15 protein-coding genes and 1 tRNA gene are annotated in these 25,893 nt (G+C 45.1%); all 16 read right to left on the bottom strand.

The features are described from left to right. Positions 1-94: 94 nt before the first annotated feature. Positions 95-1,204, bottom strand: coding sequence for a GntR family transcriptional regulator (locus tag GXO76_05275; protein NOY77263.1), 1,110 nt, complete (start codon positions 1,202-1,204; stop codon positions 95-97). A 610-nt stretch (positions 1,205-1,814) separates the two neighbouring features. Then, positions 1,815-3,299 carry a glycoside hydrolase family 28 protein gene (locus GXO76_05270; protein NOY77262.1) on the bottom strand — a complete coding sequence of 495 codons (1,485 nt, stop codon included), beginning with the start codon at positions 3,297-3,299 and terminating at the stop codon, positions 1,815-1,817. A gap of 110 nt (positions 3,300-3,409) precedes the next feature. Further along, positions 3,410-3,703 carry a T9SS type A sorting domain-containing protein gene (locus tag GXO76_05265; GenBank protein NOY77261.1) on the bottom strand — a complete coding sequence of 98 codons (294 nt, stop codon included), beginning with the start codon at positions 3,701-3,703 and terminating at the stop codon, positions 3,410-3,412. Positions 3,704-3,790: 87 nt separating this feature from the next. Then, on the bottom strand, positions 3,791-4,270 hold the full coding sequence (locus tag GXO76_05260; GenBank protein ID NOY77260.1) for a hypothetical protein: 480 nt from the start codon (positions 4,268-4,270) through the stop codon (positions 3,791-3,793). 108 nt (positions 4,271-4,378) lie between these two features. After that, positions 4,379-5,407: a PorV/PorQ family protein gene (locus GXO76_05255; GenBank protein NOY77259.1), complete on the bottom strand. Its 1,029-nt coding sequence runs from the start codon at positions 5,405-5,407 to the stop codon at positions 4,379-4,381. Between the two features lie 42 nt (positions 5,408-5,449). Next, positions 5,450-7,537, bottom strand: a complete 2,088-nt coding sequence (locus GXO76_05250; GenBank protein NOY77258.1) for a hypothetical protein — start codon at positions 7,535-7,537, stop codon at positions 5,450-5,452. Between the two features lie 66 nt (positions 7,538-7,603). Beyond that, positions 7,604-10,813: a TonB-dependent receptor gene (locus GXO76_05245; protein ID NOY77257.1), complete on the bottom strand. Its 3,210-nt coding sequence runs from the start codon at positions 10,811-10,813 to the stop codon at positions 7,604-7,606. A 938-nt stretch (positions 10,814-11,751) separates the two neighbouring features. Continuing rightward, positions 11,752-11,824, bottom strand: a tRNA-Ala gene (locus GXO76_05240). 58 nt (positions 11,825-11,882) lie between these two features. After that, complete coding sequence (locus GXO76_05235; GenBank protein NOY77256.1) at positions 11,883-12,335, bottom strand: hypothetical protein; 453 nt, start codon at positions 12,333-12,335, stop codon at positions 11,883-11,885. 14 nt (positions 12,336-12,349) lie between these two features. Then, positions 12,350-12,796, bottom strand: coding sequence for a flagellar protein FlgN (locus GXO76_05230; GenBank protein NOY77255.1), 447 nt, complete (start codon positions 12,794-12,796; stop codon positions 12,350-12,352). 16 nt (positions 12,797-12,812) lie between these two features. After that, positions 12,813-13,250 carry a flagellar export chaperone FliS gene (gene fliS / locus GXO76_05225; protein NOY77254.1) on the bottom strand — a complete coding sequence of 146 codons (438 nt, stop codon included), beginning with the start codon at positions 13,248-13,250 and terminating at the stop codon, positions 12,813-12,815. 20 nt (positions 13,251-13,270) lie between these two features. Continuing rightward, the gene (gene fliD / locus GXO76_05220; protein ID NOY77253.1) at positions 13,271-16,288 is read right to left on the bottom strand and encodes a flagellar filament capping protein FliD; all 3,018 of its coding nucleotides are present in this window, start codon (positions 16,286-16,288) and stop codon (positions 13,271-13,273) included. A gap of 35 nt (positions 16,289-16,323) precedes the next feature. Continuing rightward, complete coding sequence (locus GXO76_05215; GenBank protein ID NOY77252.1) at positions 16,324-16,701, bottom strand: flagellar protein FlaG; 378 nt, start codon at positions 16,699-16,701, stop codon at positions 16,324-16,326. Positions 16,702-16,776: 75 nt separating this feature from the next. After that, positions 16,777-17,919: a flagellin gene (locus tag GXO76_05210; protein ID NOY77251.1), complete on the bottom strand. Its 1,143-nt coding sequence runs from the start codon at positions 17,917-17,919 to the stop codon at positions 16,777-16,779. Between the two features lie 232 nt (positions 17,920-18,151). Further along, on the bottom strand, positions 18,152-20,179 hold the full coding sequence (locus tag GXO76_05205; protein ID NOY77250.1) for a glycosyltransferase: 2,028 nt from the start codon (positions 20,177-20,179) through the stop codon (positions 18,152-18,154). Continuing rightward, positions 20,179-25,827, bottom strand: a complete 5,649-nt coding sequence (locus tag GXO76_05200) for a glycosyltransferase (protein ID NOY77249.1) — start codon at positions 25,825-25,827, stop codon at positions 20,179-20,181. Before GXO76_05200 ends, GXO76_05205 begins: the two co-directional genes overlap by 1 nt. Between the last annotated feature and the right edge of the window lie 66 nt (positions 25,828-25,893).

Here is a 25,893-nt window from a genome sequence, read left to right as displayed (position 1 = left end):
TTTTTTTGCCTTCCTTCCATTACGCTCTTCAAATCCGCAGCGTCCTGGCAGGTGTCAGGATGGGTGGGTTCGATTCCCACACGATCCCGCTCAGTTATTTGTTTTTCCTTTTTGCCCCACAGGATTCCCGAATAATGAGTTTGGGTTCCAAAATTGTCTTTAAATTTACAGGCTTGCCTTCAATCTGTTTTACAACCGTTTCAACTGCAATTTTACTGATTTCGTCTGTCGGTTGATGAATGGTCGTCAACGGTACCGCAGCAACCACCCCTCGTTTAATGTCGTCATAGCCCACGATTGCCACGTCGTCAGGCACCTTTAGTCCATTATCAAGAACGGCCCGCTCAAATCCCAGGGCAGAAAGGTCGTTATAGATAAACATTGCCTCCGGTTTTTCTTTGAGGGTGATAAAGTATTCACCAATTTCATATCCAGATTTATAATCATTCCATTCCCGTCTTTCTCGCAATCGAAATTCATTTTTTTTATCGAAAGCAATGCCGTATTCCTGTAAGGCGTTTAGAAATCCCTTTCTACGTTTTTCCCCAACCAAATTACCTTTTTCTCCATTTATGTAACCAATACGCCGATAGCCCAGTTTAATCAAATGTTCTGCCGCCATAAATCCACCCTTTTCATGATCCGTCCCGACGAAATAGGTGTTTTCATCTTCAATATATGAAACCATAACATAGGGAAAATGTGACTGATGGAGTTTTTTAATAATGGGAGTGGGTTTGAAAATATGGGCCATCGAAGCGATAACTAATCCACTTACATTCAAATCCAGGAAATGCTGTATTTGATTTTCTTCTTTTTCTTTCATATTTGATGAACTTGAAAGAAGTAAATTGTAGCCATTTTCTGAAGCTGCTTTTTCAACCCCTTGAACGATTTTGGAAAAAAATGGACTGGAAAGATCCCTGAGTACCAGCCCGATGATTCTATGCTTTGAAAAATCGGCGAAATCATGTTTCTCAGCCACAAAAGTCCCCTTACCGGCCCTTGCAAAAAGAAGACCCTTTTGAACCAAATCCGATATGGCTTTTTTTATCGTAATTAAACTGACATTGTATTCTTGAGCTAACTCTCTTTGAGTGCCCAGTTTACTCCCGGCTTTCAGTTTTTTGCGATTGATCTTGTCAGCAATATCATTCGCAATTTGTTGATACAAAGGTTGCGGATTTTGAAAGTCGATACCCATTTCTTACCCAATTAAAACTGAAATATTTTACCCGACAGAGACAGATCAGACACGGCCCGTTCGATATCACATCTAATTGAATTTTCTATGACTAATAAGTCTACAAGGCAAGCCCGAAAGATAGAATTGGACAGGCGCAAAACCTTGTGCTTCTACAAATTTTAAAAACAGATTGGGTTGTGTCGTAAAGGTGCCATTGCCACTAAAAATGGTGAATGAAACAAATCAGTCACACCGAATAATGGTGAAATACTTTTTGATAATGACTATTGTTTCCATTTAGTTTCAAACAATTAATACACTTACTCAAAAAACTTTTGTTCCCAAACGCCACGATTTTTTTATGAATTGGTTTTATTGGAATCAAATGCAGGTAATTTATACAATTTGCAGTCTTAAAAGCAAGTTTTTTACTCTAAAATATATCTATTATATGCCATTTTGTCAAGTATCATTTATGCATTTTAAACCAATTATTCCATCAAAAAGAATCAATGATCCCATTATTTAAAAATTAAATTTTTTATAAATTTCCTCCGATTAATCTCATTAAGCTTGGATTCGCACACCGTATGCATTTTACCTTTGTTTCTGAAGATACGGATAAGGTTTAATGGGTCAATGTGCTCGGGCGAATATTCGGACAATCGTGAAGGAACAATCCGCTGACCTTTTTTAGTACAATTGGTTTTTCATTTGCAACGGCCCGTTCAGCCCGGTAGTTATCCAATTCCAAACCGTTCACGTCATCCGCCATTAAGCTCGGTCGCATGTCCTTTTTTTCGAAACTAACTGAAACTTCGTGGAGCTCCAAATCTTTCACATGTCGGCAGAAAAAGCCATAGGCAGGCATTCTTCCAAATCTATTCGGACTCGGGTACGCTTTTTCCAATTCGGGCGGAATAATTTTTTCGTCCTCCTTTGTCCCCCCGCCATCGGTAATAATACGAATGGTATTAAGACGGATATGCTCAATGGAATGCCCCGGAATTCCAACAATTAGAACCGAATATTTCGGATTAACTCCCATAACGGTCACATTGCTGATGTCAATGTTCCTCACGCTGCCAACGGGAGTTCCTTTAGGACCTCTTGCTCGATTTCCCAGACGAATAAAAATGGGAGAATTGGAAATATCTCTCATGGCGATATTTGAAATCGTTACATTTTCAAGCGTTCCGCCATCTACTTCTTCCAGTGCGAGCCCCCGGCAGTGATCAAACACACAATTACTGATTGTAATATTTTTAAATCCGCCGTTTGATTCGGTACCAAATTTAATTCGACCCGTTCCCCCGCCGCCCTGGAAAGTTCCATCCAGAAGCGTTCCTTCCTTAAACCCGCTTACTAAGCAATTGGTGATTGTAACATCTTCAGTTGCCCGGTTGTACCCCAAGGCATAGCTGCTTTTCAGCACAATGCCGTCATCTCTTGGGGAATTAATGCTGCAATTTGAAATTTTAACATTTCGGCAGCAATCCACATTAATTCCATCGCGATTGGTATCGATTTTAATATGGTCGATTGTCATATTGTCACAGCCGGTGGGAAGAATGCCAAAATGCCCGGCGTGCTTGATGGTAATATCTTTTATTAGAATATTTCTGCACAATTTTAACGAAATTGTCTTATCTCCACCGCCCGGTTTCGGATTGCCTCGACTCATGCCTCCTCCGTCAATCATGCCGGGTCCCATTATGGCGATATCGTGAAGCTTTTCGCCCCAAATGAGAGCATTGTGCCAATGACTGTGCCCAAAATCCTGATAGGCCTTAAACCCCAGCGGTTCTGGAGGGTCGTAAACGTGCATCGAATTGGGGGCTCCTTTCAGGACAGCACCCGAATCGAAATAGAGCGTGACGTTGCTCTTCAGGTGAACCGAGCCGGACAAATACACCCCTGCCGGGAAATAAACCGTTCCACCTCCCGATTTTGCACACACATCTATCGCCTGATTAATGGCCTGCGTGTCCAGGATTTTTCCCTTTCCCGTCGCGCCGTAATCCCTTACGTTGAAAACTACCGGCCCTCCGGCCATCGAAAGATTAACAACAAACAGGACAATGGCCAGTGTCACAAAATGTCGACTCTTCATTTGTTTTTCTCCCATGTGTAGAACAAATTCGTTTTTTCTCATCCGTATGTGTTTTTTTCCGTTCTCGCTGCCCGATTTAATCTTTTGTCTGCTGCACGCTGTTAGCCCATTTATCGCAACAAAATTAGCTTGCAAGTTTTAATTCTGTGATTCCATTGAATCTGACAAAAATACAAACCGGACGTTACATCATTTCCATTCACGTCCTTTCCGTTCCAACGAATTGTATGCTCCCCTGCAGTCTCGTTCCTGTTTTGCAGGGTAAGCACTTCTTGTCCCCTTGAATTTAAGATATTTATTTGAATCTTCCCATTATTTCGAATATAATAGTGAATTTCAGTTGATGCGTTAAATGGATTCGGATAATTCTGTTCTAACAAAAATCTTTTGGCATGTAAATTCATCCGACTTTTATTAACATGGGTCGGAAAGCACATTCGGACAACTGCCCGAAGGGGAAAATCGATATCTTCCCACAGTGTCCAGCCCGTTCAGGTACAATAACAATAGGTCCGTTCACCATACGGTTGATTTATTTCTCCACCAAAAGTGGGGGAAGAATCACTCAGAGTTAAAACAAAATAAAAATCACCCCGAACAAAAATTGGCCGCGATTCTAAATCGTATTCATTCCAACCAATTTGTTTTGCCGTGATTTCCACAGGGCCAAAAATATTTTTTGTGGGTTCGTCGAATTTTTCACCCATAATGGCAAATTGAAATTTGGTCCCATACGTTGTGTCTGCTATAAAATATCTTGCTCTAAGAATTTGAATGGAATCCGAAGGCGGAGTAAACCGGACAGCGACTAATTTGTATGCATTAACTCTGTAACTGATAGGGAATGAATGACTCCCGTCATCGTAGGCAAGTTCAACTGTATCTTTTACCTGTGAGAAACCGGTTGCAAACGTCAGTAGCAGGATAAGGGGAATTGCAAGAACCTGGATATTTTTTATTTTTATCCGCATAACAACACTCCTTACTAAACAATGAAGTGTTGCCCTGTACAGTTCCAACAGGGCAACACTTTTATGGGAACGTTTAGTCCGAAATAAAGAACATGACCTCCGAATCAATTACTTGTAGTAAAAATCCCAGGATAATCGATGCACTGATCCAAAGAATTTCCCAAAATCGGAATAGGCGTAATCCAAGCGCACGCCGAAATTGCCGAACCACTTCTTTACGCCAAATCCGGCGGAAAAACTCTCTTCATCGTACCGGAATTTGTATCCGGCCCGCAGCGAGAACAGGTTCATAAATTCATATTCAGCTCCCACCTGCAACCGTTCGTCGTAGTCTCTGGGATGCAGAGCATCGATGGCCAGAGTTAAATGATTGTCACTATGGCCGTCATTGAACAGGGTCAAAATGTCCATGGCCACGCCCATTTTAAATGTCAGTGGCAGGTCAAAGCGCTGAATGGCGTAACGTGCCTGGCGTGAAAAGTTCCGCATGGACATTCCGAACCGCAAATCTTTGAATCCGGTGTAATACAGGGTTCCAAAATCCAGAGCCAGAACGCCCAAATTGTTGTTGACCCAGATTTGCTTTCCCTGGAATTCACTCCAGATGAGGGTTTTATATAAATCCTGCTTCACATATTTAATTTGTCCGCCAATGGAAAACTTGTTGGTCATTTGGCGGGCGTAGGAGAAACCCAGGGCGAATTCGTTCACGGTAAAATCATTGCCGCGAATGTAGCCTTTGTCCATAAGTTCAGGGTCAAATCCCTCGTAGGGCCAGGTTTCTGTAAACGTACCATAATCCATATTAATGAAACTGACGCCAAACGTACCCCAGTTTCCCGTGCCATAGGCGACTGCACCCGCATATTGTTTGATGTCCACAATCCAGTTGGTCTGGTTCAGTAAGATGTCCAGGCCGCTGATGCCAGCTAATCCAGCCGGATTCGAAAACATGGCCGATGCGTCATTGGCAATGCCTACGCTCGTGCCGCCCATGCCAGCCGTCCGGCCTCCCACATCAATTTGCAAAAACGTCATTCCTGCTTGACCGTATTTTGTTGCCTGGGCTTGCAATGACGTATGCATTGCGAGCAGGACAAGCCCAAGGATTAGAAAAGATAAGATTATTTTTTTCATCTTTATGCCTCCTTTTTCGAGCCCTTCATTCATTGGAAATACTTATTTAACAACGATAAACTTCCCCTTGGAAAACTTTCCGGTGGGATTTCCATTGGGCCCATCCAATTCTTGCACAACGTAGATGTAAATTCCGCTCACAATGGCCATGGTAGAAAATGTTTCCTGCCGTTCCCAGGGCTCATCTCCTGTACCGGAATTGTGATGGAGGGTTTGCACTTTGTCACCTGTAGCGGTGTAAATGTAGATGTTGCAATACGCCGGCAAATTGAGGAATTTAATCTCTGCTCCTTCGTATTTATGCATGGCACGTGCGTGGTAAGGATTGGGAACCACGACCACTTCCTTTTGCCAGTTGTTATCCGGGGCTCTTGAGGGAGAGGCGGCTTCCTGCAGTTTATCCGCTCCTGTTTTATAGGCGCCCGTTTGATTGAGCAGCCGGCTGCTCTCAACACCCTGACTGTTGTAGGCCGTCACATAGTAGTAGTAGTTCTGCCCGCGAATGACGTCTTTATCCTCATATTGGTGGACACTGGTGCCGGCGATGTCTTTAATTAAAGTAAATGTGGTGTCCGTGGGTGATGTTATTGACGGCGGCCGCCAATAATTCCGGTAAATTCGATAGCCGGCCACATCTCCCGATTGCTCCGCCTCATTTCCCCAGGAGAGTACAATTTTGCCTGGAAGGGATTTTACAGTTAACGAGGGAGAAGGAGGGGCCGCCTGAACATCGAATGTCCCCTGGCCGTATTTTACGCTGGAATTTTTCCAGACGCGAATAGCCCGACTGGCCGTAGCAAAAACAGAATCTTTGCTTGTATTCAAAATGGCGTCCTTTGTGGCTTTGTCCACAATTTTGCCCTTCACCTGAAAAGCCACATTGCCTTGGCTGTCTTTGACATCGTAAGGCATGGGAACCCGAGGCTGCATGGCCTGATAGCCGGGCTCGTAAGCCCGACCCAAATCGATGGCCAGTCGCGACGAAATGCTGCCCGAAGCGTATGCAACGACAATGTGCACGTCATCGCCCGCTTTCATCTGATAAGGGCCAAAACTGAACAGGCCTGTTTTTTCCTGTTCCGTCAGAGGATCGTCTTTGGTGGGATCCCACGTGGGGGGCAACACCCGGTACATGCCGTTTCCAACCGTGTACAGACCGGGGTTGTTGGGGTCCCAGGGTTTGGAAAGAAAATCGTAAACCACACTGGGCGTGGCTACGTTTAAATCCGGAGAAAGCTCTCGTTGTGACCAGCCCGCTTTGACGGGTTGAGCCGGGTCGTCACTTTCGTCATCCGTGCTTTTGTCCGCATGCAAAACGGCAAAAGCGGTGTATTGCGGCTTTGTAAAATTGCCCCAGATTTGATCCGGGTTGGCGCGGTCGTCCACATTGGGTGTGGCGCTGATCTGATCAGCGATCCATTCGTAGTACACCCGCATGGAGTCGGCGGTGGGGTCGCCTGCGACGTAATCTTTGTACGTGGCGCCGTAGTAATTGGACCACAGGTTTCCGGGGTAATAGCTGGAGGTGTTCAGCTCCGCTCGCAGACCAAAGTAGACATCATTTCGGGGTTCGCCAGACGTATTGGTGAATTTGTACTCCAAAATGACGTAGCTCTGATCCTTGGCATCGGTAAAACCGTAGGCCCAGCGTTCCACATCGATTCCTACCCAGGTGGTACAGTGATTGTAAATGACCACATCGGAGGGAATGTTGGGATCCACTTTGTCCTTGTCGAAAAGGACGTTGGTCCAGTCCTGTCCGTCCACAATTTTGTGGGGCGGGCGGTATTTGAAGGTTCGGCCAAAAGCACCGGGAACCGGAACCACAACATTTTCAACATCCGAAAATTTGTGGTAGACGGCTTCCGCCACTTTAACGGGCCACTGCACACCGGCTTTGTCCGTCCAGCTCATTTTCACGCCGATGTCCACACCGGAAACGTCCATGACTTTTGTGTCAAAGTTGTTCCAGCCAATGGGCCAATAGAGCTGGTCTTCGGAGAACGCCTCGTCGGCTACAAAATTGAGCAGCCCAAGGGGTATGTCTCGTTTTGCCTGTCCCAAAACCGTGCCGGCTAAAACGAGTAATCCCAGAAATGTCAATCCAATGAAATTTCCTAGTTTAGTCATATTTAATTCCTCCCTGTGTCATATCCTTAAGTCGAACCGCAATTCAGGTCGGCTTCTTTTTTAGTCTCAATAAAAATTAATTTTGATGCCGAAAAAGATATCGCGTCTGTCCAAAAAGGTCCAGGGAGTAAAATTCGGCATTTTGATGTAGGTTTTCTTCCCATTGTGGGGATAATCTCCAGGCCGGTCGCCTTTGTCCAGTTTCAGTGAATTCATGTAGTCCAAAAATTCGTGTTTCCACCACCGGTGTCCGTTCCAGGTCCAGCTTCCGCGAACGCCTGTGAGGACGCGATTCACGTCATTGTTGTAATAGTATTGACGCGGGTAATTCATATTTTTGTTATTGAAAAGATTGTGCACATCGATGTAGAAAACGGGTTCAATCCGCCATTTCTTGAACAGGCGTTTCGTCAGTCGGAAATCGGTCATCTGATACGGACGCCATTGCATATTGTCTTCCACATACGGAATGCCCTGAGGATTCCATGTGAATTTTTCACCGGCACGCCAGGTATACAGGAAATTCACGTTGAAATCGGCCAGAGGAAACATTCCCGCGACGCGTGGCCCGAATTTTTCCGGCGTGTGGAAATTCAAATCCACTTTGTAGACTGGCCGCGAATAAGGCTGCGTGATGGTGGTCGGCACCCGGCGCGGTTGTTTGTTTGGATCTTCGTAGAACCGGTCAAATCCGTAATACCCTTCGCTCCACACCATGTAATTGGCGCTTGCCCAACCGGAAACAAATCGGCCCCGCCGAATGTCCAGAAGAGCTTCCAATCCGCGAATGTCCTTATATTGACCGTTGATCTGTGTGGTATAATGAGTTCCATCCAAATAGTAATACCGAACACTGCGATATTCACCGTTTACATCTTTGTAATAACCTGTGAGTTTCAATTCCATCATATTCATAATATTCTGGGCGTAGCCCACTTCGTATTCGATAGTCCGAGGAGGATCCAGTCGGGGATTGCCCAGATCGGTAATCTGGTAGCCTTTATTGATTTTCTGTTGGTAGTGGTACAAATCGTAGGCAAACGGCCACTGGTAAAAATGCCCATAGTTGAAGAAGATTTTTGCATTGTCAGAGAGCGGGTGGGAAATGCCAAAACGCGGACTAATACGCACCAGATTCCGGCTTTTCCAGGGCATCATATTGAGGCTGTCCTTTCTGCCCGCCTCCAGGTAAACGGAGTAAGGCCCATTGACTTTATCCGATATCGGGCCATCCAGGGTAATCATTTTGTCTTCGTGCATCCAGTCCACACGGACGCCCAGGTTGGCAATCATGCCCTGAAATTCCAGTTTGTCCTGCGCGTAAAAGGCACCGCGCCAGGGCTTGGCCATCGAGGTGTAAATGTAGCCGTTGTTTACCGCAGGGTCAACCCGATCAAAATACCCGTGAATCAGATCGTGAATAATTGAAATACCGGTTTTTACCTGGTTGTTTCGGTTGATCTGACTGGTTAAATCCCAGCGTAAATTGTAGGTACGTGTCATGGAAAGGTTTCGCTGGTAGTTACAAGATTCCATTCGGTATTCACCAGTGACATCCCGCCACTGGGTGGGGCCGTAACCCCAGGGCGCTTCGTCGTACCAGATGCCGCCAATTTTAATCTTGCTCCAATTGCGCCAGTCGTTCCAGCCGTAGACGCCTGCACTGGCCAGCGAATCGGCGTAGGCTTCGGTTCCGATGCGGCCGTAGTTTAAATGCGTGGCATGGTACGGATTTCCGGGGATGGGTGCCGTGTTGCGCAGATGGTGAATTTCGCCAAATTGCGTGAGCATTTCCGTAAAGTGAATTTCATAAAAAGTACGGGGCGAAAGCGTGTGCGTTAATTGGAAGCCACCGGCATAGCGCCATTGCTGGCCCGCCGTCGCACAATCGGGATACCACATTTTGTTGGCACTTCCCATTTCGCGGTACACATCGCCAAAAACACCGGCGCCATTTGGCGTAAAGGCATTGTTTGTAATAGCATCGGTGATTCGTGGTCCCTGTCCACCTCCGCCGGTCCCTTTTTGCCAGCCGTACAAGAAGTTTATGTGCAATTTGATTGAATTGCTCAGATTGGTTGTTAATTTCAGCGTGCCAAACCGGCCGCCATAATTTTGGGGTAAGCGAGCCGCGTATTGGCTGAATTCCCGCTTGTAAGTTGAAAAGAAGGTGACCTTGTGATTGAGAAACGGGACGGGGCCACCCAAACTAAGGTTCCCCTGCCAGTCAGCCAGATTTCCTTCATTGAAAACTGCGTCGTCGTCGGTTACCTTGCTGAGATCCACATCCACTTTTCCCTCTTTGGCCAATTGGCGCAGCATGTTTAAATTGTCGGGCGAACGATGCCGCCAGAGCCAGAGGGCTAGCAATTCATAGGGTTTTCCATAATGGGGATCGCCTGGTTTCAGGGTTTCGTTGGCGTATTTATTCCAGCCTTCAAAAAAGTTATTTCCGGTAAAAGCGCCGTAATCCTCCCTTGTAAAAGGCTTGACAATAGGAGAATCCTTTCCGTAAAGCATCGGACCAAAATGTTTGCGTCCTGGCGGGCTGTAGCGGAAATTAACAGCACCTGTGTAATTATTACCGCCGTCTTTTGTAACCACATTGACCACACCTGACCGCACATTGCCATATTCCGCATTAAATCCGCCTGTTACAATTTTGATTTGTTTAATGGCATCCAGATCAATCTGATAAAAAGGGCGGCTCGTGAGCTGGTCGGTCAGACGGATGCCGTCAACCACGAAAGCGGATTCCCGATAATCGGACCCGCGAATCATGGGCTTGTCGGAATTGGCGCCAAAGCCGGCGATTCCCGGCTGAGAAGCCAGTACATCTGTTATTTCATGGTAATCCGCATTCTCAATCTTTTGGGGTTCCACAACAAGTTGTGTGTTGGACACATCTAATGGCACAACCACACGTTGAGCCGTGATGGTTACTGCCTTTCCGTGAATAACCGTGGGGGAGAGTTTAAAATCAATTGTTGTGGTTCGGTCAATAATGACTTCCACATGGGTTTTTCGCAGGGTTTCATATCCAATCATTGAAGCCCGCAGCGTGTATTCACCCGGAGGCAAATTAATGATGAAGTAATAGCCCTTGGCGTCGGTTGCAGCTCCAAGGTTTGTTCCTTCTACAATAATATTGACGCCGGGCAGGGGCTCTCCGGTCTTCATATCCGTGACGCGACCGGCGATTTTTCCGGTGGTTCCAGCCATTACGTTTACAGAAAATAGAAAAAGTAAAACAAAAATGCCTGCTAAACGCTTCATCTTTCCTCCCTCCTCATTTGATTGGTTGAGGATTTTTGGTCTAATAATAAACTTTTCTTAAAAAGCATTTTGTAGTTATTCCATCCACCTCCTTCCATAAATGACATCCAAACACCTTTTTGTTATTTAACTTCACCTCAAAATCCGATTTGGTGCATTGGTATCACCCTCCTTTCCTATTCAGTTCAGGTTTTAAACATAATTTAAAAGAAGCCCTGGGTTCCTCTTTCCACATAAGGAATAACCCCCGCCGACAAACAAACGTTTGCGTGCTGTTTACACAACAAAATTCTATTGATTTAAAAACAAATTACACTCTCTTTCTGGGAACTAATTTTGGACGGGTTAAATAACCATAATGTATCGTCTGGGTTTGGGAATTAATATATCATATATAATATTAAGTGGGTTATAATAATCTAATAGCTTCCTTTCAATTTTTATTGATTAACTTATATTCCTCATTTATAGTAGACCCTGAATAAGTTTTATGGGGAGAAGAGCAAAATAATATATACCCATTATATTAATTATATTTATTATTGTCAAGCACTTTTTTATTTTTTTCTCTATTTTGTGTACTGTGTTTTTCCTCATAATGGAGCCATTAACGTTATATTTGAACACTCGTTCTCTTTTTATTTCCTTTTTTTGGCATGCATTCGCGGCAATTGTTTCTTTTTTTCAAAAAGAATTAGAGGAAATTCGCTAATCCGCCTGGGAAGATTATAAAAAGGACCTGCCGTTTTGAGAATTGTTCTGGATTCTAAATTTCGAAAGACAAGGAAAGACAGCCATTTTGCGCTGATTTTTTGCTACCATTTTGCTACCATTTGAATCGAAAAGGAAAGAAAAATGGCGTAAAATAAAGCAAAAAAGGGAATCAGCCTTAACTTGCTAATTCCCTGTTTTTAAATGTAAATACGTGATTTTATTTGTGGAGCTAGCCGGACTCGAACCGGCGACCTCTTGACTGCCAGTCAAGCGTTCTCCCAGCTGAACTATAGCCCCAAATTGATAGTAATTATATGAATTTTTTTCCTAAAAGTCAAGAATATTTTTACTCCCTCTACTCAAAATCCCTTAATATTTTTTGAGCAATTTTGTCGACTACTTCCGGCTTTGAATAAAAACCAGAACTCATCTTCGTCTGAATGTCCTGAATTCTTTCAGGGGAAAGTGTCTGGCTTTGTGCCTTTTGTCCAATAATCTCCTGAAAATCAGCCTGTTGAATGATAGCATGAGCAACCTTTTCTACCACCTCAGGTTGATTGTATTTTCCTTCCTGAATATTTTTAACGGCTTCTTCAATTTTATCAAACCGAACATCCGGAATATTTTTTAGTTTTTCTTTGGCAATCCCCAATAAATGCTTGGATTGGCTAAGTTGTTTTCCTTTGAGGGAAAGCTGAATCTCATCCTTCCCATTTGGAGCCTGTTTCTTGACAACCGGTTCCTTCTTGGCAGCGTGCTGGTTTATATTGGAGATATATTTTTGGGAATTTATTTCATTAATTTTCATAAAGCGGACGTCTCCTATTGCATTTTTTCCTGCTTATAGAGCTGCTCTTGTAACATATACTTCCGAATATTCCTTTTGTTCACCGAAAGTCTTGACAAATTACTTTTTACTTCGCTTTTTTGATGTTCGAGTAATTTTTTATTTTCATTTTCCATCGAAAGCAAATCTTTTACAACGGATTGAATATTTTCCAGAACCCTCTGCACTTCCTGCCGATCCTCAAATGAAAGATTATCCCGCAAATCACTCCATTTTCTTTGATAATGGTTAATCTCCTTCTCACTTAATTTGAGGCTTTCAACGAGATTTTCTTTTTTGGGAGTCGTTTCAAAAAGGGAATCCATCTCCTTGTTTTTCAGAAAATCGTTCTGCTTTTTAGAAAGCCTGTACAAATTCTGATAGGTTCGATAGTGATCGCTTAATGCTGTCAATAACCCCTCTTTATATTGATGAATCGGCATTTCCATTATCCTTTCGTCAAGCAACAATGGCCAGTGTTTTCTGCTGCCGTTTGTCCGGATGCTTTGCTTGCGTTGTTTCACTTTTTTTCTTTGTGGTAATTTCAACCCATGCACTTTTTAACTCCTGAACCGCTCTGAGCACCTTTTTCAGTGCATTCACATCTTTTTCAAGATTAATCCGATTGAGTTCTCGAAACATAAAAAGGTAAATAGCCTGAAGATTTATAGCGATTTGGCCTGTTTTTAAATTCAGAGAAGACAATAATTCCATTATAATATCCTGACTTTTGAGAATTGCATTTCCCTTTCCCATCATATCCCCATCATTGAGCCGATCAATGGCCAATTGCAGCTTTTCTTCCAGTTTATCATATAACAGCACAATAAGTTTCCCGGCATCCAGCGTATCGATACTCGTATTTAAATAGGATTCCAATCCCTGCTTTGCCACCATACATTTACCTCCACTCAATTTTAACCAAATGAACTACTCAGATGCGCCAATTGGGGGCCCAAATAGCTTTGTAAGGAATTCAACGCAGCCATTGACCGCTCTAAATTCAGAAATTGATCTTCGAGATTTTGCTTTTTCTTTGCCACCCGTTGTTCCATTAGATCAATTCGATCCTGGATATCATCCATTGTGTCTTGAATGTTCTTTTCCCGCAGTGAAACATATCCGTCAAATTCATCGGTAATTTTTTTCAGATGCGTATATAATTGCTCAGCCACGCCGTAAGTCAGCGAAATGCTGCCCTGGTCTGCCCCCTGGTCGCTTAATTGTGAGGGCGTTAAGGTAACCTGAATGCTCAATCCGTCGATATTGGAATCCCCGCTGTCGCCCGTGAGTATTTGACCCGTTCCCGTGGCATTTTCACCATTTATGGTACCGGCCACATCCTGACCGGCATAGCTTCCATCCGTAATCCCCAGATAGTTTGTACTTTGTGTCACAGAAAAGCCATATGCAGAGCCGTAGCTATCGTGAACTATTTTCAGATAGCCATTATCATTGTACGCGGTTATTTCCAAATCATACCGCCCCGTTTGGGTCAGGTCCATTGTCCCCAGATCGAGCGACCCGCCTCCCTCATTGTTGGGGGTCAGCGAAATATCCATCTGGCTGGTTCCGGAATCCACATCCGTGACCACAATTTCTCCCTGGTCGTTAATGGTTGCCGTAACCGTATTATCAAAAGCGTCCTGGATGGCCGTGAGAAAATCACCTACCGTATCTCCATCCGAAACCGTATAAACACTGGAGACGCTGTTTCCATTATGCGTGGTGCCGCTAATCGTAATCGTGTCGCCAGAGGTTATATCCCCATCAACATCACTCCAGAGCGTGCTGGAGGTCGCCGGATTTCCACTCGTGAGAATGGTTCCCGAAGACGTCCTTTTCTGGCTGTATGTTTGAGAGGTTTCCGCATTGATTTTGCTGACAATTTCATCAATGGTTAACCCTGAATCAAGTGTAATGGACGCCGTTTGCCCCGTATATTTGTCAGCAAGCGTTAACACCTCCGAACCCGCAATTCCCGTTTGCAAATTGGTCGTTCCCAGAACTTCTGCCTGGGTGGCAGCCTGGGTAATATTTACGGCGTAAGTTCCGGGGAGGGTGTCCTTTGTATGGTTAATATAGGAAATATCACTATCTGTGGTTTCTCCGATAGCCGAAAAAATCTTGACCACGCCATCAAAATTATCCTGAATTTTTTCATCAAATTTCGATTCGTCCATTGAGAGTTTTCCGTCGCTATCGGTGTCGATTCCAATCTGAGCAAGCGAACGAAGCGTCTCCGGTAAACCGCTAATTCTATCCGAAACAATATTCTTAATTTCAGATTGAACCGAAATCAATGTTGTATCTCCCAACAGAGTGCCGGCTTTTTCCTTGTCTGTATCATACGTAAATTGCTTATTAATAAAATCAATAATGCCATTATATTTTTTAATGAAATCATTAATATTGCTTTTGATCGTATCAAAATCTCGGGAAACCGAAATATTGACGGTGGATGTTGTATCCGCCTTATGTAAATTAAGTGTGACACCCTGCAAAATATCCGAAATGGAATTGGAACTTCGGGTGAGCTGAATGCCGTCCACTTCAATAGAAGCGTCCTGCCCCGCCTGGAGATCTCCAGAAATTGCATCCCGACCGGTGGTTGTGGTTGAAAATGTCCCAAAATTAAGGCTGCCTCCGCCTTCATTATTTTCAATAAGATTTACATCCAATTGGCTGGTACCGGTGGAATTATCGGTGACTACAATTTTTCCCGAACTGTTAACGGATGCCGTAACAGCTCCTGAAAACGCCGATTCAATCGCATCCAGAAGATCCTGAACCGTGGTTGTGGACGTATCCGTAATCGTAAATGTACTGGAAACATCTGTTCCACTGTGATCTTTTCCTACAATTGTGATGGTATCCCCGTTGGAAACATTCGCATTGTAAATGCTGCCAAAGGTTGTTGCGGCCGTGATGGCCGTTGATCCGTCTGTCGTATTGACAGCACTCCCGGTAATGACTTGTGCCGTAGCAGGAGCGCCGGTATCCCCTTCAAGAATCCCCAGTGTTTGCAATATGTTGTTATCGTCGGAAAATGTGGAGGTTCCCTCAATTCTCAGCTTGTAAATGGTTTGATTATTCTCGGTATCTGAAACAATGGAGGCCACAACTCCTGTTGGGCTCGCCGCATTTATTTTATCCTTTATTGTGGACAGTGTATCTGAAGATAAATCAATGGAGACCGTTTTATCACCAATGGTAACCGTTCCGCTTTGGGGAGATGAAAGATTAAGCACACTTCCGATGGTTGCAGAAATATCTGAAAAGCTATCGGATTCGACCCCTCCCGTGATTTGATTCTTTATGGATTCCGTGCCTGTAGTCAGACCAAGATTCTGCAGGATATTTGTCGTACTGGCATCCAGGATGTGAAATCCGTCTTCCCCCGTTGATTTACTGGCAATCACCAGCCGGAATTCATTGTCTGCAAGCTCAAGAATGGAGGCCTGAACCCCGGCATTTGCATTATTGATTTTGTCCCGGATATCCATCAGGCTGTCTGTTGTGCTTACGGAAATAAGCTTGCCGTCAATTAAAAAATCGCCCGTCAGCCCAAGATTTTCTGTTTTGCTTTCAAAGGATTGAGAGGATATTTTTCGCTGCTGTGCGATCTGTAAAACTTTAATGGAATGTTCTGCGGCCTCAGCCGACGATGTGGCAGACAGAGTGACAATGTCTTCATTTTCACTGTTGGTTGTAAATGCTTTAAAATTGCTCTCAGTACGCAATTTTCCCAGCGAAGAAATTAGATCGGACAACTTGGAGGATACCTGATTCCAAACATCCAGTTTCTTTTTGTACCCATCCTTTCTGTTCTGCAACAATGTAATGGGCCGTCTTTCAATGGCCACCAATTGGTCCAGGATGTTTTGTGTATCCAAACCGGAAGCTAAACCACCAACTGAAAATGTGCCTGGCATTTAATTCTCCAATTTATCCCATACGAAAAAGTGATTTATGCTTTTTCATCAAGGACAAAACCAATCATAGTGTTAATCCGATTAACAAAATTGATCATTTTTTCCGGTGGAATTTGCCGGATGACCTCTCCGGATCGGGAATCGATAATTTTGATAACGACCTTATTTTCTTTTGAATCAACGAAAAATCGGATTTTCCGACTAAAAATATCCATTATCCGATTCAATTTATCTGTTTGTTTCTGGAGATCAGCAATCTCCTGTTTGGGTACCGATTCTCTTTGTTTTGGAGGCCTATGATCAACTTTTTTTTCTGCTCCGGAAAAGGAATTTGGATAATGCACAGGCAGCCTAACCGCTTCCACCCTGGGCAGTTCATTGGCAACGGTTTTCATGGCATATATGGCACTCATTTGCGATCACCTTCTTTCAAAATAAAGGGGAAGAAGAATCCATTCCTCCTCCCCTTTTGATAACGATTTTTTGACCTACCCTCTGAGCAGTGTTAAAACAGTCTGAGGGGTGGCATTTGCCTGTGCTAACATGGATGTACCCGCCTGGACAAGGATTTGTGCCCGTGTGTAGCTGGACATTTCCAGAGCAAAGTCCGCATCCCGAATGGTTGATTCGGATGCCTGAATATTTTCTGCCTGGTTGTTCACGCTTGCAATCGTGTAACCCAATCGATTTTGAACAGCACCCAGATTACTTCTCTGGGAGTTCACCGCATCGATGGCCGTATCGATCGAATCAATCGCACTCTGGGCCGCCGATTTGGAACTAATAACGACACTGCTCAATCCCAGTGTAGTCCCGCTGGCCTGCAGATTTCCAATCGTAAAGCTGATTCGGTTGTCGGCCGCATTATCGGCCCCTACCTGGAACTGGCCGCCACTACCCGATTCGACTACAATTTTCTTTCCATCCAGGTCTGCGTCATCGTAGGCCTGATTCAGGGTCAGCGTAATTCCCAGTTCCGAAAAATTGGCCGTAATGGTTTCACCATCAGCAGGCGCGCCACTGGTGCCTGTACCGGTCAGCGTGATGGTCTGCGTGGTGGTTCCATTGGTCATTGTCAAAGTACTGCCGCTGGAATCCGTAATCGTATACGTACCGGCATTGGCTCCATTCAGGGCAATTTCCTGAACACCAAGCTCCGGTGTAGCCGTTGTTACGCTGGCCGTGGAACTGACCGTGTTGCCGGTGTAACTTCCGTTGATCAGTTTGGTCCCGTTGTATTCGGTGGATGTTGCAATACGGTCGATTTCGTTCTTCAACGCCGTAAATTCAGAATTCAGGTAACCCCGGTCATCGGAACCAACACTGTCCGAAGATGCCTGGACAGCCAATTCCCGCATACGGGTCAACATGTTGTGAATTTCGTTCATGGAACCTTCAGCCGTCTGAACCACATTTACGGCCTGACTGGCATTCCGGCTGGCCATTTGCAAGCCACTGATTTGCGCACGCATTCTCTGAGAAATACCCAGACCTGCGGCGTCATCAGCAGCCTTATTAATGCGCAAGCCGGATGACAAGCGTTCCAACGATTTACTCAGCATGTTGTCCGATACGGTCAAATTGCGATACGCAGTCATCGCAGTAATGTTGTGATAAATACGTAAACTCATAATAAACCTCCGTGTTAAGTGTGTTAATTTAGCATCCGTGCTAAGTGCCAATTACGGGTTGGCAATTCCCTTCCAGCTACCGGTAAGCTGAAGTCTTTTTACTTCATTTAAATTATCGTCATCATTGTTCATTTCTTTAGTGGAATATTTTAAAATTTTGTAAGATTTAAAGGAGGTGACAGGAGGAGGATTATGCGTGATAAAACGGGCTCATTTTTTAATTGCCGCCATGTTAAACCGTCTGTACGTCAAGGCGGTTGTCGTGAACAGTCACGTGCGCATGGTCCGATTCTTCCGATAAAACGGATATTTTCTGTCGACACATCTCAACCGCTTCCCGTATACCGAGTGACGCATAACATTGGCTCAGATAGTGGAAATACCGCATGAGTGATGCGGAGCCCTTTGTGTTCAGAATGAGGGTTTCAAGATTTGAAATCGCGGCATTTAAATGAAAGGCCTTCATTTGAAATTCGACCCATTTTTGAAACTCAGCCTGTTTGGGTTCTGACTTTATCTGAATAAATAGGGAATAAGCCAACTCAGCTTCAACAGGCCGGACGGCTTGTTGATAGGAATAGGCCAGATCAAAAAATCCCTCAGATAAACCCGGTTGGTCCCCGGGGATGCCCGGCACAAACGCGGTACGAAATTTTTCTAATTCCTGCCCGAATTCATTCATCTTTTGCAAATGAAAAAGATTCAAAAGCAAGAGCAAAACCATTTTTTCCGTTCGGCGAAAGGGTTCGCCCTCTCGCAAAATGGCCAGGCTTCCTTCATAGTTTCCGGCATCAAAAAGGGTTTGAGCGTAGTGGTACGACACATCGGCATCATGGCTGTATTTTTCGAGAGCCTTTTTCAAAAAGGCCTCCGATTTCTCTAAACGGCCATAATTTCGCTCCAGAACGCCAAGATTTACCAGCACCTCTTTCTTGCCCGGAAGAAGGTTTTGACACATTTCGTATTCCTGGCTGGCGTGCAGGGCATCTCCCATGGCCAAATGCAGTGTGCCCTTTTTAAAATGGTACAAAAATGTTTCAGGAGATTTTTGGGTGGCCTGCTTATAAAATGAAAGCGCCTTTTCCGAATATCCGCTTCTTTCGTACCACTCTCCCCAGTAGTAATCAATTTCAGCGCGTTCGGGTTTCAGCTTCTCTGCTTCCTCAAGATAGTAGCGGGCCTTTTCCAGCTCCCCCAGCTTCATCCAATTTGAGGCCAAAAGGGCCATCTGCCCAAAGTGAAGAACACTGAAATCCAGCGGCATAAATGTAATTTGGGGCGTCGTCAAATCACCCACACTTTCAAGATACTGAATGGCCTTTTTGGGGTCGGAGCGATTGGTGTACACCTCCGCCAGAGACATTTTCAGGAAATCGGATTGGGCGTTCAGCTTTTCTGCCTCCAGCAAATAGTGCAGGGCCTTGTCTGTATTTCCCAGATTCAGATAGGAGCGTCCCGTTAAAATCAGCGCGTAAAAGGTTACATTTTTATCCTGATTTAAACAGCCGGAATGCGACAGAAATTTTTCAAATTCCTGTACGGCTCTTTTGTGATTATCCATTGTGTGATTGGTCAATGCAAATTGGTATTGGATGAGGCAGTCGTCCGGATGATCAGCCAGCCAGGCCTCCATCATGTTCACATATTTCTTCTTTTTCGCGCGGACAATTTCCTCGGTTGCATAGCCGGTGTGGATCAGGGTAACGTCGGTATTTTCAATAGGCAGATGCAGCCGCTTCAGCGCACTGGCCGCCTGTTCGTGAACCGCTCCTTCAAATCGAATATCCGGGTGATTGGGAAACATGCGAAGCTGGAAACACCTGGAATCGTCTAATCCCTGATTGCGCAGGATAAAATGGAATCCCCTGTCCGGCTTTTGACGAGCCAGCCTGCGGATTTTTTCGTGCTCGCTTTTGGGCAGCCGGTCGTCGGCATCCAACCAAATAATCCAGTCCTTTGTGGCATGTTTCAGAGATTCGTTCCGGGCATCGGAAAAATTGTTGTTCCAGGGAAAATGAAAAACACGGGCCCCGTAGCCTCGGGCAATTTCAATGGTGCGGTCCGTGGAACCCGTGTCCACAATGACGAGTTCTGCACCCAGGCCCTTCACGCTTTCCAGGCATTTCGGCAGGTGCTTTTCTTCATCCTTCACAATCATGCAAATACTGATTCCCGGGCGCAGGTTCGACTGACTTTCGGCGGTCTTTTTCTGTCGCCCCGTGCGTCGTTTCTTTTTGCCTTTTTTCTGTCCCTTAGCCATCAGAATACCTCTTCGACTTCCGGCTGCCGCACTTTTTCACCCCCGGTGTTTTCCTCCAAAAACTGCAGGGTTTGCTGAATTTCCGGATCCGAATGGGCGCGCAGGTATTCCTTCAATAATTGAACGGCCTCTTCCCCCTGCCCGATTTGAAAGGCCATCAAGGCATACTGCAGAATCAGATCCCGATTCTGGGGATCCCTGCGGCTGGCGTTGTCCATTTTCTGCATGGCCTCCTCCAGACGCCCCTGTTCCCAATCAATCAAAGCAAAACCAATTTCCCCCAGAATGGCAGATTGATCCAGCTCAGGAATCCGGCCAAAACAGGCTTCGCTTTCAGAAACCCGGTTTTTTTCCAATAGAAGCGTCCCCAATTTATACAGAAACGGAACGTCCTTCAAGGACTGAATGAGCCGATTCAGTGTCTGTTTCAATTTACCGGAAATCTCCGTATTCTGCACAAGCTGAAGGAGATTCTCTTTTGCGTCGGAATTTTCCGGCGAAGCAGAAACGGCCCGTACAAAACAATCCAGTGCTTCGTCCGGCCGGTTCAATTTCCAGGTGACCACCCCCAGATCATTTAAGGCCTGGGCATTCTCGGGTTCCCATTCGAGAGCCTTTAAAAAGTGTTTTCGGGCGGATTCAATTTCACCACGGGCAAATGCCCGTTCCCCGGCGGCGATCTCCGAAAGAGCAAATCCGTGAATATCTTCCTTGAGGTAGTAGCGTTCGCCCCGAAATTCCACATCATGTTTCCACTTTTCCTGGAATCTGCGAAGATTTTCCCGCATCATTTTTTCGTACGAAATTTTATTTTCCTGAAATGCGCGATTGCCGTAATGATGAATGAACACGTCCCCGGCAATAATCAGATAATAGCCGGCTTTTCGGGCCCGGACGCAGTAATCGTCATCCTCAAAATTGCCCAGTCCAAAGGACTCATCCAGAAGCCCCACGCGATCCACTACCTCTCGTTTCAGAGCCAAACAAAATCCCACCAATTTGGTGGTGGTCCAGTAGGCGTTTTTGTTCTTGCGGGCAAATTTTTGGGCAAAAACCTGCATTTCCTCCAAATTCTCATACCCAACGTCATTCACCACCTGAAGCGGATTCTGAACGTAATTGGATTTGGGACCCACCATTCCGACCTTCGGCGACAGGTGAAACCCCCGCAGGAGCCGCCTGAGCCATCCATCCGTAACAACCGTGTCGTTATTTAAGAGGACGATGAAATCCCCCTTGCTCGCCCGGATGCCCTGATTATTCCCGGCCGCAAATCCCCTATTCTTCTTATTTTGAATGAGGTGAACATCTTTCTGAGATTTCAAATAGTTCACCATTCCATCCGTGGAGCCGTTATCCACTACGATTAATTCGTAAGGCACATGGGTGTGTTTCCGGATACTTTCAATGCACTTTTGGGTGTACTCCAATCCGTTGTACGTGAGCAGAACGATTGATGTGAGACTTTTGACTTCTTCAGGCTGTCTCTGTTTTTCCTGAGTAAACACGGTTTCCAGGAGAGCGGCCATTCGGTGCCGGTAGGTGTGTTTCCGCAGCGCCCAATTGCGTCCGTTTCGTGCAATTTTCTCCCGCTCGGCGGGATGCTCCAAATAGTAGTGGAGCTTTTCAAGCAATTCTTTTTCATCGGTGTAGGTTACGAGGTGTTCATCCGGGGTGGCCAGCTCGGTTAGCCCGTTGTCAGACAAGTCGTTGGTCACCAACAAACTGCCGGTGGCCATGGCTTCAAACACGCGCATGTTGATGTCGTTTTTCAGGCTGCGGTTAAAAACTATTTTGGATTTTGAGTAAATTTGCGCCATTTCCTTGAAGAACTTTTGCCCGATAAACACCGAGTTAAAATTGGCCTGAATAACCTTTAGCAGGTGATTTCGCGGTCCCTCGGCAAAATGCCCGACAAAGGAAACGGTGTATTCTTTCCTCGCCGGAAGTTTTTTGTGAATCTGGGGATCGGCCGCCAGGGGCAGCCAGAACACATTCCGAATGCCATCCTGCAACAGCCTCTGTGCCCCGTCTTTTTGAGCTGCGAAAACGTAATCGAATAGTTTTGCCTTTTCCCGGTCATAGTCGTATTGCAAATGTGTGTCAATCACCCACCAGGCATTCGGCCGCAACTGGAAGGGGATGGGATACCGCAATCCGTCATCCACAAACAGGTACAGATCAAAGTCTCCCGGTTTGATTTTGTCCATCTCTTCCGGGAGAAAATGTGTTACCCGGCAAAGGGATGCCAGTGCCCGTTTCCCGTATTCGCCGGTTGTATCCGGCCGAATCTGATTGTCGTAAATAAGCGCCACGCGTTTATTCTTCAGCCATGCCGTGGGCTTTTGAGCGGTTAAGAGCGGCGGCATGGGAGGCATTTGCTTGAATTTTGTCGGCACGCCCAGAATGTCTATGCCCCAAAGTTCGGTGGAACTGGGCACCTTTCCCTCGCCGTACGTGCGCTCCAGTTTCGCATAAAACCTATCCAGTGATTCCTGCATGAGCCGCTCTTTTTCCGCCGATTCCAGTGTTTTAAAGCTGTGCTGCCCTTCGTGGTACACAAATGTGTCGGTGGCTATTTTCAACGTGTATCCGGCTTCTCGCAAGCGCAGGGAATAATCCAGGTCGTCATTCCCCAGAAACAGCTCTTCGTCCAGCAGTCCCACTTTTTCAATAGCCTCCCGGCGAATCATCATACAAAAACCAATGAGGAGTTTGGTTTCGACGGATTTTCTAACGTTTTGACGGGCGATGAGCTCGGCCAGTTTTTCCAGGGGAAAATCCCCCTGCCATTTGGGATCCACATAATGAATATAATTTTGCAAACCGGCCGCATAATTTGAAATGGGACCAACCGCCCCCGTATCCGGTGAGAAATGACGAAGCATCCGACTGAGCCAATCGGACGTAACGGCCGTATCGGGATTAAGAAGAACAATGTAATCCCCCTTTGCCTGCCGAATGCCCTGATTACAGGCTTTGGAAAACCCCAGATTTTCCGAATTCCGAATAACCGATACGGGAAGTTGGATGTCCAATTCCTCAATGACATCCTGCACATCCTTTTTCGAGGCATTATCCACAATGATTATTTCATAAGGAATGGTTGTGTTTTCGTAAATGCTTTTTAGAGTCGTACCCAAAGTTCGCTCGGAATGATAGGTAACGATTACAATGGAAAAGAGTGGATGACTGGAATAGATCCAACTAATTTTATGGCTTTCCTTGTGAAAGTACGGAACATAGTTGTTTTTCAAATAATAATGGAAGTCATCTCTTTTAATGAACGAGATCCATTTTTTTAAAAATATTTCTTTATTCTTTTCCATATAATCTTGTCTGCCTTCCGTTTTCGAGGTAAAATGGATCAACTGGCTTTTAGGCTGGTAGATTATTTTCTTTCCCAGTTTTTTTACCTTCAAACACAGATCAATGTCTTCCAACCCGTTTAGATAAGATTCATCAAACAGACCTACCTGAAAAAACAATTCCTTTGACAGCGCCAGACAGGCCCCTGTTACAGCAGAATAGGTTTCCTCTTGATTAATAAAATCAAGATTTTCCGGCAATCCTTCATAAATATGGTAGGGAAGCTGATTGGTCGTAAAAACCACACCCGCGTGTTGGGTGCTGCCGTCGGGAAAAATCAGTTTGCTTCCGACAATACCGACGTTTTCTCGATTCAACGTTTCAACCAACGATTCCAACCAGCCTTTTTGCGGAACGGTGTCATTGTTTAAAAATACAAGCACATCTCCGGAAGCCGCCCTTGCTCCCTGATTACACGCCTTTGCAAACCCCAGATTTTCTTCGTTGCGAATAACTTTTATCTTTTCCCTTATCGATTCAAGATACGCCTGTGTGCCGTCGGTAGACCCGTTATCCACTACAATGACTTCAAAAGACTCTTCGGGGGTAACGTCAAAAAGGGCATCCAGGCATTGCCGGGTGTACTTAACTTGATTAAGAACGGGAATGATGATAGATGCCCGCGCCCGAGCCGCCTGCCGCCTGGAAGACAAATCAATTTCCGGTCTATTGATTTCACCAAAAGAAATAATCTGTGTGACGTCGTCTTCCTGCCGCTTTAATTTCATCAGTCGATCCGAATGAAAATGAGGATAAATTGTCTGAATCATTTTGAGTGTAAAATAGTCAATATTACCCAGGAAAGGCAAATTCCCATTTTGTCGGATAATAAAATGGGTGAGATTTCTGAAGAGCAGGTAATCTATTGAAAAGGGTTTTAAATAATCCCATTCACGATCGAAAAACATATAATCGTCATTTTTGTGAATAATATTCCAAAATGCAAAATCAAATGCTTTGCCATCAAGTAGCTGAAAACCCTCACTATCCTCTTTCTGTTTTGAAAACCGGGCCAGAGCCAGGGCATTGAGTTTCTTTAGGTTCTTGATTAAATCCTGTTCAAAGGTTTTTCGAGCAAGCGCCTCATACAACTCATAAACCCACAATTCACCCTTTATGTACCGTTCATTCGATATCGTCTGTTTAATAAACTCATTTGGCAGAGCTGTGTCGGGAAATAGTTTTTTCTTTTGAATTTTTTTAAGCGAATCTCGATTCAACGTGGTTTCTGCGGCAAAAGCCGGGTGCCTGTTGGAACTGATGCGTTTTGCAAGCCAGGACGGTTTCTCTTTGGGTGGATTTTTACTGGCAATAATCAGAAAGGAATTGGCAAATTCAGCAAGAAGCCCGGCACGATCCAATTCCCTTAAAGCCAGCGCCTCGCTGAAGAGATTTCCGGACTGCCCGGCACGATCAGGAAAAGGGGTTTCTATCCAATGATAAAGATTCAGATCCTCACCCTCATCCGAAGTAACATTTAAAAATGTGGTCGGGAGCTTGTAATCGGGAAACACGGACAGGATTTGAACGTCTCTAAAACCGGCCGAATGGAGCATATTTTCCAATTCCTTTCGGCTGAAGGTAATAGGCCTGTTTTTGTGCGGATACCCCATGATTCCTTCAAACAAGGCGTTTGTGTGATCCTCATGCGAGCCGGCCCAGTACTTAAGACCCAGCTTATTTTCGATGGCCACAACCAATTGGCCGTTTTCAGCCAACGTATGAAATGCCCTTTTGAGAACGTCAATTACCTTTTCCTCTCTTGAATAGGATGCGTTGGGATGGTAAATGGGACTGTATTCCAGCACCCCGATGAGCGTTGTCAGATCGTAACGGGATGTGACGTCGACCTGTAAAAAATTGGCATTAAAAATTCGCACATTATCCAGCCCGGAACATCTTTCCCGGGCAATGATTGCACGCTTGGTGCTCCCTTCAATGGCATGAACCTCTCCAAAATGCTCTCCCAAATATCGGGTAATCGCTCCGCAACCTGCGCCAAGCTCCAGAACTTTCATATCACGCGGCTGATCAAAATAGAGGGCTCGAAACAAATTAGCACGCAGGGGACTGAGATGATACAGGCTTGGCCAATCCCGAATCTTTGAGGCCAATTCGATGGAAAAGGACCGCCTGTCCCTTGCATTTTTTATGACCGAATAAACATAGTTCTCTGCATCCTGGCCGTCGGAATAATTGAACGGTTGTTTATCAAAATTTTTGGGGAAATAAATATCGTAATCTGCATTCCGTTGAAAGTGTTCGATGGTTTCGGACATTAACTTTTTACCTTTCCTCTTTCCACATCTTTGTCTAATGTGTTTATTCCAATCAAAAAAAATAGG

The sequence above is a fragment of the Calditrichota bacterium genome (assembly GCA_013151735.1).
GTDB lineage: Bacteria > Zhuqueibacterota > JdFR-76 > JdFR-76 > BMS3Abin05 > BMS3Abin05.
The sequence above is the reverse complement of the archived record's forward strand: the minus strand, read 5'-3'. Positions and strand labels throughout refer to the sequence as shown.

Excerpts from the sequence above, each read along its gene's own strand:
- GXO76_05275 (NOY77263.1), bottom strand. The coding sequence starts at position 1,204 with ATGGGTATCGACTTTCAAAATCCGCAACCTTTGTATCAACAAATTGCG.
- GXO76_05270 (NOY77262.1), bottom strand. The coding sequence starts at position 3,299 with ATGAAGAGTCGACATTTTGTGACACTGGCCATTGTCCTGTTTGTTGTT.
- GXO76_05265 (NOY77261.1), bottom strand. The coding sequence starts at position 3,703 with ATGAATTTACATGCCAAAAGATTTTTGTTAGAACAGAATTATCCGAAT.
- GXO76_05260 (NOY77260.1), bottom strand. The coding sequence starts at position 4,270 with ATGCGGATAAAAATAAAAAATATCCAGGTTCTTGCAATTCCCCTTATC.
- GXO76_05255 (NOY77259.1), bottom strand. The coding sequence starts at position 5,407 with ATGAAAAAAATAATCTTATCTTTTCTAATCCTTGGGCTTGTCCTGCTC.
- GXO76_05250 (NOY77258.1), bottom strand. The coding sequence starts at position 7,537 with ATGACTAAACTAGGAAATTTCATTGGATTGACATTTCTGGGATTACTC.
- GXO76_05245 (NOY77257.1), bottom strand. The coding sequence starts at position 10,813 with ATGAAGCGTTTAGCAGGCATTTTTGTTTTACTTTTTCTATTTTCTGTA.
- GXO76_05235 (NOY77256.1), bottom strand. The coding sequence starts at position 12,335 with ATGAAAATTAATGAAATAAATTCCCAAAAATATATCTCCAATATAAAC.
- GXO76_05230 (NOY77255.1), bottom strand. The coding sequence starts at position 12,796 with ATGCCGATTCATCAATATAAAGAGGGGTTATTGACAGCATTAAGCGAT.
- fliS (NOY77254.1), bottom strand. The coding sequence starts at position 13,250 with ATGGTGGCAAAGCAGGGATTGGAATCCTATTTAAATACGAGTATCGAT.
- fliD (NOY77253.1), bottom strand. The coding sequence starts at position 16,288 with ATGCCAGGCACATTTTCAGTTGGTGGTTTAGCTTCCGGTTTGGATACA.
- GXO76_05215 (NOY77252.1), bottom strand. The coding sequence starts at position 16,701 with ATGAGTGCCATATATGCCATGAAAACCGTTGCCAATGAACTGCCCAGG.
- GXO76_05210 (NOY77251.1), bottom strand. The coding sequence starts at position 17,919 with ATGAGTTTACGTATTTATCACAACATTACTGCGATGACTGCGTATCGC.
- GXO76_05205 (NOY77250.1), bottom strand. The coding sequence starts at position 20,179 with ATGGCTAAGGGACAGAAAAAAGGCAAAAAGAAACGACGCACGGGGCGA.
- GXO76_05200 (NOY77249.1), bottom strand. The coding sequence starts at position 25,827 with ATGTCCGAAACCATCGAACACTTTCAACGGAATGCAGATTACGATATT.